Here is a 13,941-nt window from a genome sequence, read left to right as displayed (position 1 = left end):
CGCTGCCACACTTCCATGACAGTTTGATGAAGAGTGCCCGATGGTCGTGGTCGACAGGCCTCGCAACATGAGACAGACTCACGCAATCCAACTTGATCACAAATTATCTTCATGGAGAGCCCGTGCTCGAGATCCGTCACCTCAAGACCCTGCACGCCCTGCGCGAAGCCGACAGCCTGGTGGAAGCCGCCGAGCGCCTGCACCTGACGCAATCGGCGCTGTCCCATCAGTTCAAGGAGCTGGAAGAGCGCCTGGGCATGCAGCTGTTCGTGCGCAAGACCAAACCGCTGCGCTTCACCAGCGCCGGCCTGCGCCTGCTGCAACTGGCCGACGCCACCCTGCCCCTGCTGCGCGGCGCCGAGCGCGATATTGCGCGCCTGGCCGGTGGTACTGCCGGGCGCTTGCACATGGCGATCGAATGCCACAGCTGCTTCCAATGGCTGATGCCGACCATCGATCAGTTCCGCGATGCCTGGCCGGAAGTCGAACTGGACCTGGCGTCCGGGTTTGCCTTTGCGCCGCTGCCGGCCCTGGCCCGTGGCGACCTGGACCTGGTGGTCACCTCCGACCCGCTGGAGCTGCCGGGCATCACCTACGTGCCACTGTTTACCTACGAAGCGATGCTGGCCGTGGCCAACCAGCATGCGCTGGCGCACAAGTCGTACATCGTGCCCGAGGACCTGCTGAGCGAAACCCTGATTACCTACCCGGTGGAGCGCGACCGCCTGGACATCTTCACTCGCTTCCTGGAACCGGCCGATGTGGAGCCGGCGCAAGTACGCACGTCGGAATTGACGGTGATGATGATGCAACTGGTGGCCAGCGGTCGCGGCGTGTGCGGCATGCCGCATTGGGCGCTGCATGAATACAGCTCGCGCGGCTATGTGAAGGCCAAGCGCCTGGGCGAGAAAGGACTGTTTGCGACGTTGTACGCAGGCATTCGCGCCGACATGCTGGACGCGCCGTATATGCGCGACTTTCTGCTGACGGCCAAGGACACCTCGTTTTCGACGCTGGATGGGGTGAGTGCGGTGCGGTGAGCAGCCCCAATTTGAATTCTCAGTGCCCCGCCCCAGAATAAGCCCCTCTCACAACAGCAAGCCCCCCACATCGACCAAGTTGCAACGTGCACGCTCAGTCAATCTTGAGTTCGCGCCACAGGTGGAGCTTGTCGAAGTATTCCATGCCCACCCGCACCGCCAGCGGCTCCAGGCCGTACTGGATAAAGCCGCAGCGCCGGTAGAGCGCAAGCGCTGCGTCGTTGCTGGCGGTGACGGTCAGTTGAATGACCTTGAGGCGTGCATGTTGGCGCGCTTCGGCAAACGCCGCCTTCATCAGTTTAAGGCCCAGGCCTTGCCGCTGATACGCGGCGTTCACGTACATGCCGAACAATGTCACCTTGTGCCGCGCCTTTTCCCGAGGTTCGAACGCAAGACCCACAATGCCCACCAGCCGATCCGCGTCAAACCCGCCGAGCAGCCGATCCAGCGGGTTGTCCAGGCGCTTTTCCCACCAACTCAATGGCATCAACGCGCGCTCGGCCACGCTGGAGGTAAACGCTTGGGGGTACTCGCCGTACGCCTCCAGCATCAATGCCCGGTAGGCCTCGGCATCCTTGGCCCCCAGCCCCCGGATCATCATGCGCGTCAGGCCGGCGTGTTCAGTGACGCGCGATAGAACGGCAGGATCTGGTCACGGGTCAAGGGCGCCAACACCAGGCCGCCGTCACCGGCGGGGTCGATCCAGCGCACCTCTTCGATTTCGGCGGCCGGGGTGACCGCCACGTCGATCCGCACCTGGAACAGCTCGGCTTGCACGGTGAACCCCGGCTCATTGGCGGCAGGCGCCGAAAACGTCCCGAGGTAGACCGCGTCGCTTGGAGCAATACGCAGGTTCAGCTCTTCGTGCAGCTCACGGGCCAGGGCTTGGGCGGCGTGTTCGCCGGCGTCGATCTTGCCGCCGGGTTGCATGAAGGCCTGGGTGCCGCGCTTGCGCACCAGCAGGGTTTGACCGTTGCCACCGATCAGCAGGGCAGCGGCGATACGAATAGTCATGGGCATAACAGTGAAAGCCTTGAATTCAAAAGATGGACAGTGATGGAGCCCGGTTCAAGCCTCGTCCGGTTCCTTGATAAATACGCTGTACTTGGCGCCTTCCATGGCCTCGAACGCAATCAGCTTGTCCACCAGCGGCAGGTTCAGCACCTTGCCGGCGTTGAGCAGCAACATGCCGTTATCGGCGTTGAGGTTGCGCGCCAGGACCATGCCGTCTTCCAGTTCACGGGTGGTCAACACCTTGACGTTCGGGTCGCCCAGGGTCACATCGCTGAGAAACGCGGCACAGGCCAGCACAAAGTCCTCGATCAACTCGGGATCGTAAAGGCGCCCGGCGTATTTGCGGATGTACAACAACGCCTCATCGCTGTTCATCTGCCGCTCAAGGATCAGGCCTTTCTGCAACTCGATGAAATCCACCGCCAGTTTCAGCAGGCGCGATCCGAATGGAATGGCCTCGCCCTTGAGGTGGTCGGGAAAACCGCTGCCATCCCAGCGCTCCTGGTGGTGCCGAATCAGACGCGCCGCATCCTTCATCGGCTCCAGGGTCATCAGCAGCGATTCGCTCTGGGTCGGATAGCTGCGGTAGCGTTCGCGGTCGGTGCTGTGCAGCCGGTCGGCCGGCTCGATCAGCATGCTGTCGCTCCAGCTCAGCTTACCGATGTTGTACAGCGCGGCGGCCATCGCCAGGTCGCGCGAGCTGGCTTCATCGATGCACTGGGCGGCGCAATACACGCGTACCAGTTCGATCAGCGCGCGGTTGGTCTGTTTGTTCTTGGGCAGGCGCAGGTTGGCCAACAGCGAAAACACCTCGGTGCCGGTCACGTAGCTGCGCTTGAGCTCTTCGTAGGCCAGGTCGAGCATGTCGGCGGTCTGCTGCAATTCGCTGGTGCGCGCCTCGACGCGCTTTTCCAGGGTGGCGTTCAACTGTTTGAGCTGGTCGTTCTGCTCATGGGTCAGGCGCTCCAGGCGCTGATGCGCCAGGGCCTGCTGCAGGATCAGCTTGAGTTCGTCGTCGTTCCAGGGTTTGCCGATATACCGGTGGATCTGGCCTTCGTTGATCGCCTTGATGATCGTCGGCAGGTCGGCGTACCCGGTCAGCAGGATGCGGCTGGTACCGGGGTAGAGCCGATGGACTTCGGCCAGCAACTGCGCACCGTCCATACCGGGCATGCGCGCATCGCTCATGACCAGGTCGATGGGCTGCGCCGCCATGATCTCCAGGGCCTGGGCACCGCCGCCGGCCAGCACGACCTCAAAAGGCTGGCCGCGCAACAGGCGACGCAGGCTGTTGAGGATCGACTCTTCGTCGTCGACCAGCAAAATAGTGGGTTTCGTAGCGAGTTGTTCATCCATGCCTACTGCGCCTTCAAATTAAACTGAATTGAGCTAAATTGAGCCTGCGTGCCAAGTCGTCTTCCGTCGCGTAAGGCGCGGAGTTGATTTGACGCCAACTGGCCGTCGAATTCAAGGGAGCTGGACTATGCTGTGATAGCCCGTCAGCGTTCCGCTCAAAGGTAAACCCAGGGAAGGAACAACCGCTATGCCCTCGAACCTTTCACCGTTGCGCCGTGCGCCATGACCCCGGACTCCGTGCGGGCCAACCGGCGTATTCTGATCGTCGACGACACCGCGTCGATCCATGAGGACTTTCGCAAGATCCTGTGTGCCGACGCCAGCAGCGAACAGTCGCTGGACAGCCTTGAAGAAACCCTGTTCGGCGCCACGACCACCGTGCGCCAGGCCTTCGTGCTGGACTCCGCCTACCAGGGCCAGGAAGCCTTGGCGCTGGTAAACCGCGCCCTGGCGGACGACGCCCCGTATGCCATGGTGTTTATCGACATGCGCATGCCGCCTGGCTGGGATGGGCTGCAAACCATCGAACAGCTATGGAACGTCGATCCCAACCTGCAGATCGCCCTGTGCACCGCGTATTCCGACTATTCCTTCGAAGCGATCGAAGCGCGGTTGAAATACAACGACCAACTGCTGATCCTGAAAAAGCCCTTCGACCACCTGGAAATCCGCCAGATGGCCAGCGCCCTGACCTGGAAATGGCAACTTGCCCAGGACATCGCGCTCAAGGTGACGGGGCTGGAACGCACCATCGAAGAGCGCGTACAGGAACTGTTGAAGGTCTCGCACCTGTTGCACTACGACGTGCTCACGGAGTTGCCCAACAGCACGCTGCTGGGCGACCGCCTGACACAGGCCATTGCCCTGGGCCGGCGACATGACACGCAGCTGGCGGTGATGTTCATCGGTCTCGACCGCTTCAAGCGCATCAACAACGCCTTGGGCTACCCGGTGGGTGATGAGGTGCTCCAGCAGGTCAGCCACGACCTGGTAGCGGCAGTACGCGAGTCGGACTCGGTGTTTCGCTATGGCTCCGACGAATTCGTGATCCTGCTCAACGACGTGCTACACCCCCAGCAAACCCGGCACATCGCGCAAAAAGTACTTAAGGCCATCAGCGCGACCCGGCATGTCGCGGGGCATGACCTGAGCGTTACCGCCAGCCTGGGCATCGGTATTTACCCCAATGACAGCGGCAATGCCGTGGAACTGCTCAAGCACGCCGAAACCGCCATGCACACCAGCAAGGAGCGCGGCGCGGACGACTTCAGCTTTTACACCGAAGACATGAACCTGCGCGCCCAGCGCCAACAGCTCCTGGAAAGCGCGATTCGCCATGCGCTGGAGCACGACGAGTTTGCCGTGCACTACCAGCCCAAGCTGGATCTGAAATCCGGGCGCATCGTCGGTGCGGAGGCGTTGATCCGTTGGTTCCAGCCGCGCACGGGTTGGGTCAACCCGGCCGATTTCATCCCCGTGGCCGAAGACAGCGGGCTGATCGTCCCCCTGACCCAGTGGGTGTTGCGCCACGCCTGCGAACAGGTACAAGCCTGGCGAACCATGGGCCTGGCCTCGCTGCGTATCTCGGTGAACATCTCGGCCATCGACTTGCGCCAGCATGACTTTGTCGACAAGCTGGCAGCGATCCTGAACGAAACCGGACTGCCCGCGACCTTGCTGGAACTGGAAATCACCGAAAGAGTGCTGATGCAGAATGTCGATGATACGGTCCAGATGCTGAACAGGATCAAGGCCATGGGCGTGCGCCTGGCCCTGGATGACTTCGGCACGGGCTACTCCAGCCTCAGCTACCTGCGACGCTTTCCTATTGATGTATTGAAAATCGACCAGTCATTCGTGCAGGGGCTGCACGAAAACAGCCAGGACGCGCAGTTGATCAGCGCTATCATCGGCATGGGCAGGAGCCTGGAGCTGAGCATCATTGCCGAAGGAGTGGAGACCGTCGAACAGTTGAACTTCCTGAAAACCCTGCAGTGTGAAGAGGGCCAGGGTTTTCTGTTCAGCAAGGCAGTCACGGCGAAGGATTTTGCCCAACTGCTGCAAGTGGATAGCCCCCTGCTGATGCCCGGCCCATAGCCCCATGCCTGCAAGGAGTGCTCGCTTGAGCGAAGTCTCGATTTACCGTTTCGGCCTTGTATTCATGCTGTGCGCGGGCACGGCCCCCCCGCTGATGGCGGCGCCACTCGATGAGGCGCTCAAGCCGTTGCCGGCGGTTCCCGCGCTGGACCCGGCCAAAGTCGAGCTGGGGCGCCAGTTGTTCAATGAACCGCGCCTGTCGGTCAATAACACGTTGTCCTGTGCCAGCTGCCATCGCCTCGAGTCCGGCGGCGCCGACAACAAAGCGTTCTCCATCGGCTTCGACGGCAAGCCCGTGGAGCTCAACACCCCTTCCGTGTTCAATGCCAGCCTGAGTTTCAAGCAGTTCTGGAACGGCCGCGTCGATACGCTGGAAGCACAGGTGGAACAGGTGGTCATCAGCCCGGTGGAAATGGGCAGCGACTGGAAAACCGTGGTACAGAACCTCTCCGCCCTGCCCGCCTACCAGGCGGCGTTCCAGCAGGCCTACCCCGACGGTGTCACCGCCGCCAATGTGCAAAACGCCCTGGCCACCTATGAACGCACATTGCTGACGCCCGACTCGCGGTTTGACCAATACCTGCTGGGCAACACCGACGTGCTGACGCGCCAGGAAAAGTACGGCTACCAGCGTTTCAAGGACTACGGCTGCATTGCCTGTCACCAGGGCGTGAACATCGGCGGCAACATGTTCCAGAAGTTCGGCGTGATGAGGGACTACTTCAAGACGCGCGGCAACCCCGTCGAATCAGACCTGGGGCGCTACCTGCTGACCAAGGATGAAGAAGATCGTTACGTGTTCAAGGTGCCGAGCCTGCGCAACGTTGCGGTCACCGCGCCGTATTTCCACAACGCCTCGGCCAAGACCCTGGAAGAAGCGGTGAGCGTGATGTTCACGTTCCAACTGGGGCGCATCCCCTCACCGGAGGATAAGGACCTGATTGTCCAGTTTCTCAAAACCCTGACCGGTAAATGGTCGGGCAAGCCTCTATGAGCGTACCGCCATGACGTTGTCCCATCGCCGCTCCACCCAAGTAATGCTTGGCCTGATCAGCGTGTTGCTGGCCTCGATGCTGGTGTATCTGTACCTCAAGTCGTCCCGCGACCAGACCGCCAGCTACACCCAGTCGCGGGACTTGATCCGCCAGTTGCAGCAACTCAATGCCCAATGGGACAGCGAGGTACTCAAGGCACGGGTCGCCATCACCCATAATTACGACCCCCTGGTCAGACCGCTCGTGGAGATGACCCAACTCTGGGGCCAACTGGAAAGCCGTGATATCTACCACAACCCCCAGGACCTGAACCGCTGGCAGGCCAGCAGAGAGGCGTACCAGGCCTCGATTCAGGAAAAGGCGCGGTTGGTGGAGCAATTCAAATCGCACAACGCGGTACTGCGCAACTCACTGGCGTTTTTGCCGACCGCCGAGGACGACATCCAGGCCCAGTTCAACCGTTTTAACGATGAAGACCGCCTGCAATTGCAAAGTGTGGTCATCGACACCTACGACCTGTTGCTCAGCAGCCTGGAGTTCGCTCAAGTCACCAGCGAAGAGCGAGCTGCCGATATTGTGGTGGGCCTGGGCAAACTGGCGATCAACAAGGAACGGCTGCCGAATGAATTCCAGGCGCCGGTGGACATCCTCAGTAACCACATTGCGCTGATCCTGCGTGAACAGCCGGTGGTCAACAGCCTGCTCGAACGAATTGCCGCCGTCCCCGTGGCCGAGCATCTGGACAACCTGACCACCCACCTCAATCAGGATCAACAGGCGGCTGACCTTATCGATCATAAGTACCACCGTTATCTGCTGATTTTCTCGACCCTACTGGTGGTGCTGTTGCTTTACCTGGCTATTCACCTGCTGCGCAGCTTCGCCGAGATCAACCGGGTCAACCGCGCCTTGCACGCCGCCAACGAAACGCTGGAACAGCGTGTAGAGCGGCGCACGCAACAGCTCAAGAATGCTCAAACCGAGCTGATGGACAGCGCTCGCCAGGCCGGCATGGCGGAGATCGCCACCAACGTGCTGCACAACGTCGGCAACGTGCTCAACAGCGTAAATATCTCCGCCGACCTGGTCACCCGCAAACTGCGCAGCAGCAAGGCGCTGGGCCTGGGCAAAGCCATGCAGTTGATCAACGAGCACCCGGGCGACCTGGGTACATTCCTGACCGAGGATGAAAAAGGCAAGCTGCTGCCCGGTTACCTGAACCAGTTGGTGGAGGCCATTGCCGTCGAACAGCAAGGCATGACCGATGAGCTGGCGCAACTGAGCAAGAGCGTCGACCACATCAAGGACATCGTTTCCACCCAACAGTCCTATGCGGGCGCCGCCACCCTCAAGGAGCCGGTACAGATCAGCACCCTGATGGAAGACGCCCTGCGCATGAACGCGGGCGCGCTGAGCCGCCACAATGTGACGGTGGTCAAGCACTATGGGCAGGTGCCGGAAATCCTCGCGGACAAACACCGCTTGCTGTTGATCATGGTCAACCTGATCAGCAACGCCAAGTACGCCATGTCCAACCTCACCGACCGGCCACGGCAAATGACGCTGTCGGTGCAGCCAGGGGAAGACAACACCCTGCAAATCAGCGTCAAGGACGACGGCGAAGGCATCCCCGCCGAGAATATGGCCCGGATCTTTACCCACGGTTTTACCACCCGTAAAGAAGGCCACGGTTTCGGCCTGCACAGCTGTGCCCTGGCGGCGATTGAAATGAATGGCCAACTCGTCGCCCACAGTGACGGGCCTGGCCACGGCGCAGTCTTTACCTTGACGATCCCTCTTACCCCTGCCGGAAGCCCCGCATGAACCAGCCCCCCAATCGGCGCATCCTGCTGATCGATGACACACCGTCGATTCACGACGATTTTCGCAAGATCCTCATGCCCGCCATCGAAGCGAACCAGGTTCTGGATGACATGGAGTCGGCGCTGTTCGGCGAAACCAGCAAGCCCGCCGCCAAGACCTTCGACTTGCACTCGGCATACGGTGGCGAAGAGGGCTTGCAATTGCTCACCTGCGCGATGGAGGAAAAAACCCCTTACGCACTGGCGTTTGTCGACATGCGCATGCCCCAGGGCTGGGACGGCGCCAAGACCATCGAAGAATTATGGAAAGTCGACCCCGGCCTGCAAGTGGTGGTGTGCACGGCCTATACCGATTACTCCTGGGATGAGCTGCTGTTCCGCCTCAACGGCCATGACCGTTTGCTGATCCTGAAAAAGCCCTTCGACAACATCGAAGTCCAACAGATGGCCAATACCCTGTCCAGTAAATGGGACATGGCGCGCCGCGCCTCGCTGCAAACCAGCCACCTGGAACAATTGGTGGTGCAGCGCACCCAAGCGCTGACCCAGGCCAGCGAGGCGCTGCAACTGGAGATCGACGAACGCAAGCAACTGGAAAGCCAACTGGTGCAGTCGGAAAAACTCGCCTCGCTGGGCCAACTGGCGGCGGGCGTGGCGCACGAGATCAATAACCCGGTGGGCTTCATCTCATCCAACCTGAGCACCCTCGACGGCTACTTCAGCCAGTTGCAACAGATGCTGCAGGCTTACCAACAAGCCGAAGAACACCTTGCGCCCGCCGAACAACGCGAGCAGCTCAAGCGCCTGCGCAACGAGCTGGAGCTGGATTACCTCAAGGAAGACATCCCCATCCTGATCAAGGAATCCAAGGAAGGCATTGGCCGCGTGGAACAGATCGTCAAGGACCTGAAGAACTTCTCGCGCGTCGACAACGACCAGACCTGGCAATGGGCCAACCTGCAACAAGGCATCGACTCGACGCTCAATATCGTGGCCAGCGAACTCAAGTACAAGGCCGATGTGATCAAGCATTACACGCCGCTGCCGGAAATCGAATGCCTGGCCTCGCAGCTCAATCAAGTGGTGATGAACCTGGTGATCAATGCCGCCCAAGCCATGGGGCCGGAGCGCGGCACCATCACCATCAGCAATGGCGTGGAAGGCGAGAACGTATGGCTGGAAGTGGCGGACAATGGTTGCGGGATTGCACCGCAGACCCTGCAGAAAATCTTCGATCCGTTCTTCACCACCAAGCCGGTGGGCGAAGGCACGGGGCTGGGGTTGTCACTCTCCTACGGCATCGTCAAGAAACACCATGGCGACATCTCCGTGCGTAGCGAGCAGGGCAAAGGCACCACGTTCAGGGTGGTGTTGCCGATTCGGCAGACGGCGGCGTAGGGCATGCCTGACGCTTGCTGGAAGCGCACCTGCACGGCACCTGGCGACCCTACCGTTTATCTAAAATGCGCCGCACCCTGTCAGTTCTGACAGTAGACGCTGTTGTCCGCGTAACAAACACTCAATGACAAACACATCGCCCATGGAAGGCCCTTATGTTTGTTCGTTTGGCATTGGTGTTGTTTATCAGCTTGCCGTTGCTGGCTATTGCGCAAGACGATCGGGTGGAACAACTGCTGGCACACATGACACTGGAAGAAAAAGTCGGCCAGCTCAGCCAACTCGGTGTCCAGGACACCCCGACCGGCCCCACAATCGATAGAGGCGAGCTTGATCAAATGCCCATCGCGTTGGTCGGCTCGGTCCTCGGCGCATACGGGGTCGAACAGACCCGCCAGTTGCAGGCGCAGGTCGTGAACGGCTCGCGCCTGCATATCCCGCTGTTGTTCGCCTTCGATGTCATTCATGGCTTTCGCACCGTGTTTCCGGTGCCGCTGGCAGAAGCCGCGGCCTGGAACCCTGAGCTGGCGCAACGCACCGCGCGCGCGGCAGCCGTCGAAGCCACTGCCAGTGGCGTGCATTGGACCTTTGCCCCCATGGTCGATATTGCCCGTGATCCACGCTGGGGACGCGTGGTGGAAGGCGCCGGTGAAGATCCGTTCCTGGGCTCCGTCCTGGCGAGTGCGCGGGTACGCGGATTTCATGGCGCTGGGGCACCTGACACGTCGTCGATGATCGCGACGGCAAAACATTTTGTCGCCTACGGCGCGGCAGAGAGCGGGCGCGACTACAACCTGGCCGATCTATCGGAGCGCACCCTGAGGGAAGTCTATTTGCCGCCCTTCCAGGCGGCAGTGGCGGCAGGTGTCGATGCAATCATGCCCTCGTTCAATGAGCTGGCCGGCGTTCCAATGCACAGCCATACCGCCCTGCTCACCCATCTGCTACGCCATCAGTGGGGGTTCACCGGCCTGATCGTCAGTGACTTCAACGCCGTGTGGGAACTGATCCCACAAGGCATCGCAGGGAGCCCGACCGACGCGGCTCGGCTGGCGTTCAATGCCGGCGTGGACATAGAAATGGCCAGCCAGACCTACCGCCAACACCTGCCCACCCTGGTGCGCAACGGCCAGGTTCCGCTGGCGGCGGTGGATGAGGCTGTGCGCCGCATACTGAAGATCAAAGAGCGCCTGGGACTGTTTGACGACCCCTACCGCTACAGTGACGCGACCAGGGAGCGCGCCAGCGTCATGACCCCGCAACATCGCGCCCTCGCCCGCGAGGCGGCTCAACAGTCGATTGTCCTGTTGAAAAACGCCGGCGCGTTGCTGCCGCTGTCCAAACATCCACGCAAGTTGCTGGTGGTGGGCAGCCTGGCCAACGACGCCGACGCTACGCTCGGGCCATGGGCTTTAGCCGGCCGCCCTGGCGACTCGATCACCGTATTAAAAGGTATTCAAAAGGCCGTGGCCCCCGGCACCGACGTGGTCTATCAACCCGGCGCTTCCCCGCTCAGCCCGGATATTCAGCACATCCCGGCGGCGCAGCGGGCCGCACGCGACGCTGACGTCGTGATTGCCGTGCTCGGCGAGACCGCTGACCAAAGCGGCGAAAACCGCAGTCGCACCGAACTGGGCCTGCCCGGCGCCCAGGAGGCTCTGTTGCAGGCGCTTGTGCAAACCGGCAAACCGGTGGTGATTGTCTTGATGAATGGCCGCCCGCTGGTGCTCTCGAAGACGGTGCAACAGGCGCCCGCCCTGCTTGAAACCTGGCTGCTGGGCAGCGAAATGGGCCACGCGGTGGCGGATGTGCTGTTCGGCGATGTGAACCCCAGTGGCAAACTGCCGATCACCTTCCCCCGCAGCGTGGGGCAGATCCCCCTGTATTACGCACACAAGAACACCGGACGACCACCCACCGACGATGGCGCTTTCGCGTCCGCCTACATCGATATGCCCTGGACCCCGCTGTATCCCTTCGGCTTCGGCTTGAGCTACACCTCGTTCAGCTACTCGGCGCCGCGGCTCAGCGCCCAACGGCTGGCATCGACCCAAACGTTGACCGTCACCGTGACTGTCACCAATACCGGCGCGCGCCCAGGTGATGAAATCGTGCAGTTGTACCTGCGCGATGATGTGGCCAGCGTGACCCGCCCAGTCCGCCAATTACGCGGCTTTCGCAAAGTGCACTTGGCGCCCGGCGAGGCGCGACATGTGACCTTCACCCTGGACCAACAGGACTTTGCCTTACTGGGAACCGATTTTTCGCCGCAGGTAGAAGCCGGTACTTTCACCGTGTTCATCGGTCCAGACTCGACCACCGATAACCAGGCCCGTTTCGACGTCACCGACAGCCGCAAGCTGTCTGTACCGCACCTGTCCGCTCCACCGATAAACGTGGACTGAGTAGTCCGACAGGTTGTCCCGGCTTTCCCGACAGGCGCAGAATGCCGGATCGACCTGAAGAGTCCGAACCCAAGGAAACCGTATGAGCCTGTCCTTGCTAAGCCGTTACGCCTTCTTTGCCGTGTGCGTTATTTTCACCCTCGCCAGCCTCCCTTTCATCCACCACGAATGGCTATGGCCCATCACCCTGGTCACCGCCGTGTTGAGCCTGATCGGTCTTGGCGACCTGCTGCAACGCCCCCACGCGGTACGCCGCAATTATCCGATCCTGGGCAATATCCGTTACCTGGTGGAGGCCATCCGCCCGGAGATCCGCCAATATTTGCTGGAGTCCGACAGCGACGCCCTGCCCTTTTCCCGTGCGCAACGCTCGCTGGTCTACTCACGCGCCAAGAACGAAACCGCCGACAAACCCTTCGGCACCCTGATCGACGTGTACCAGTCGGGCTTCGAATTTATCGGCCATTCCATGCGCCCCGCGCCGCTGAGCGACCCCAGCGCGTTTCGCGTGATGGTCGGCGGCCCGCAGTGCACCCAGCCGTATTCGGCGTCGGTATTCAATATCTCGGCGATGAGCTTCGGTTCGCTGAGCGCCAACGCGATTCGCGCGCTCAACCAGGGCGCCAAGCTCGGTAACTTCACCCATGACACCGGCGAAGGCAGCATCAGCCCCTACCACCGCGAAAATGGCGGCGACCTGACCTGGGAACTGGGCAGCGGCTACTTCGGCTGCCGCACCAGCGACGGCCGTTTCGACCCGGAGCGCTTTGCCGCGCAGGCGCAAAACCCGCAAGTGCGCATGATCGAGATCAAGATGAGCCAGGGCGCCAAGCCGGGGCATGGCGGGATCCTGCCCAAGCACAAAGTCACCCGGGAAATTGCCGAGACACGCGGCATCCTGATGGGCGAAGACTGCGTTTCGCCGTCGCGCCACAGTGCGTTTTCCACCCCCATCGAACTGATGCACTTCATCGCCCAGTTGCGCGAGCTGTCCGGCGGCAAACCGGTGGGTTTCAAGTTCTGCCTGGGCCACCCGTGGGAATTCATGGGCATCGCCAAGGCCATGCTCGAAACCGGCATCCTGCCGGACTTTATCGTGGTCGACGGCAAGGAAGGTGGCACCGGCGCCGCGCCCGTGGAGTTTACCGACCATATCGGCGTGCCGCTGCGTGAGGGCCTGTTGTTCGTGCACAACACCCTGGTGGGCCTGAACCTGCGCGACAAGATCAAGCTCGGCGCCAGCGGCAAGATCGTCAGCGCCTTCGATATCGCCAGCGTACTGGCCATCGGCGCCGACTGGGCCAACTCGGCCCGCGGTTTCATGTTCGCCATCGGCTGCATTCAGTCGCAAAGCTGCCACACCAACAAATGCCCGACCGGCGTCGCCACCCAGGACCCGTTGCGCCAACGCGCCCTGGTGGTGCCGGACAAAGCCCAGCGCGTGTTCAACTTCCACCGCAACACCCTCAAGGCCCTGGCCGAGATGCTCGCGGCCGCCGGCCTGGATCATCCGTCACAACTGTCGGCCAAGCACCTGGTGCGGCGCATGTCAGCGACCGAGATCAAGCTGTTCTCGCAGTTACATGTGTTCCTCAAGCCTGGGGAGTTGCTCACGGGTGAGGTGAACGGCGAGTTTTACTCGCGCATGTGGCAGATGGCGCGGGCGGATAGTTTTGAGCCACGTGAAGTCGTTGCCGCATAAAGGAGCGATCCCATGCTGACAGTCATCAAGCCTGAACACCCGGACAATAGGTCGGGTGGGAGAAAACCGTCAGGAACCGCAGTGCATCATCCACGATCTGTTTGTCGATAA

At 61.3% G+C, this 13,941-nt stretch carries 10 protein-coding genes; 7 read left to right on the top strand and 3 right to left on the bottom strand.

Going from position 1 to position 13,941, the window contains the following annotated elements; translation table 11 throughout:
- Positions 1 to 122 precede the first annotated feature (122 nt).
- Positions 123 to 1,040, top strand: a complete 918-nt coding sequence (gene metR, locus AB4O05_RS10300; RefSeq protein ID WP_460131228.1) for a transcriptional regulator MetR — start codon at positions 123 to 125, stop codon at positions 1,038 to 1,040.
- 94 nt (positions 1,041 to 1,134) lie between these two features.
- Here the strand turns inward: metR and AB4O05_RS10295 are convergent, their stop codons facing one another.
- The 3 genes from AB4O05_RS10295 to AB4O05_RS10285 are packed head-to-tail and all read right to left on the bottom strand — an operon-like array spanning position 1,135 to position 3,410.
- On the bottom strand, positions 1,135 to 1,641 hold the full coding sequence (locus tag AB4O05_RS10295) for an N-acetyltransferase family protein (protein WP_460131229.1): 507 nt from the start codon (positions 1,639 to 1,641) through the stop codon (positions 1,135 to 1,137).
- Between the two features lie 5 nt (positions 1,642 to 1,646).
- Entirely contained in the window at positions 1,647 to 2,060 is a 414-nt protein-coding gene (locus AB4O05_RS10290) for an NUDIX hydrolase (RefSeq protein ID WP_460131231.1), read from the bottom strand.
- A gap of 48 nt (positions 2,061 to 2,108) precedes the next feature.
- Entirely contained in the window at positions 2,109 to 3,410 is a 1,302-nt protein-coding gene (locus AB4O05_RS10285; protein ID WP_460131232.1) for an HD domain-containing phosphohydrolase, read from the bottom strand.
- A 222-nt stretch (positions 3,411 to 3,632) separates the two neighbouring features.
- On the opposite strand from AB4O05_RS10285, the gene AB4O05_RS10280 reads away from it, so the two are divergent.
- The 6 genes from AB4O05_RS10280 (at position 3,633) to AB4O05_RS10255 (ending at position 13,830) form a co-directional block, all read left to right on the top strand.
- Positions 3,633 to 5,507 carry a putative bifunctional diguanylate cyclase/phosphodiesterase gene (locus AB4O05_RS10280; protein WP_460131234.1) on the top strand — a complete coding sequence of 625 codons (1,875 nt, stop codon included), beginning with the start codon at positions 3,633 to 3,635 and terminating at the stop codon, positions 5,505 to 5,507.
- A gap of 64 nt (positions 5,508 to 5,571) precedes the next feature.
- The gene (locus tag AB4O05_RS10275) at positions 5,572 to 6,501 is read left to right on the top strand and encodes a cytochrome-c peroxidase (protein ID WP_460164904.1); all 930 of its coding nucleotides are present in this window, start codon (positions 5,572 to 5,574) and stop codon (positions 6,499 to 6,501) included.
- A gap of 10 nt (positions 6,502 to 6,511) precedes the next feature.
- Entirely contained in the window at positions 6,512 to 8,326 is a 1,815-nt protein-coding gene (locus AB4O05_RS10270) for a DAHL domain-containing protein (RefSeq protein ID WP_460131235.1), read from the top strand.
- The gene (locus AB4O05_RS10265) at positions 8,323 to 9,723 is read left to right on the top strand and encodes an ATP-binding protein (RefSeq protein ID WP_460131236.1); all 1,401 of its coding nucleotides are present in this window, start codon (positions 8,323 to 8,325) and stop codon (positions 9,721 to 9,723) included. Before AB4O05_RS10270 ends, AB4O05_RS10265 begins: the two co-directional genes overlap by 4 nt.
- A 155-nt stretch (positions 9,724 to 9,878) precedes the next feature.
- Positions 9,879 to 12,128: a glycoside hydrolase family 3 N-terminal domain-containing protein gene (locus AB4O05_RS10260; protein ID WP_460131237.1), complete on the top strand. Its 2,250-nt coding sequence runs from the start codon at positions 9,879 to 9,881 to the stop codon at positions 12,126 to 12,128.
- Between the two features lie 82 nt (positions 12,129 to 12,210).
- Positions 12,211 to 13,830: an FMN-binding glutamate synthase family protein gene (locus tag AB4O05_RS10255; RefSeq protein WP_460131239.1), complete on the top strand. Its 1,620-nt coding sequence runs from the start codon at positions 12,211 to 12,213 to the stop codon at positions 13,828 to 13,830.
- The last annotated feature ends 111 nt before the right edge of the window (positions 13,831 to 13,941 follow it).

Source organism: Pseudomonas sp. S1_G07, from assembly GCF_054668565.1.
The sequence above is the reverse complement of the archived record's forward strand: the minus strand, read 5'-3'. Positions and strand labels throughout refer to the sequence as shown.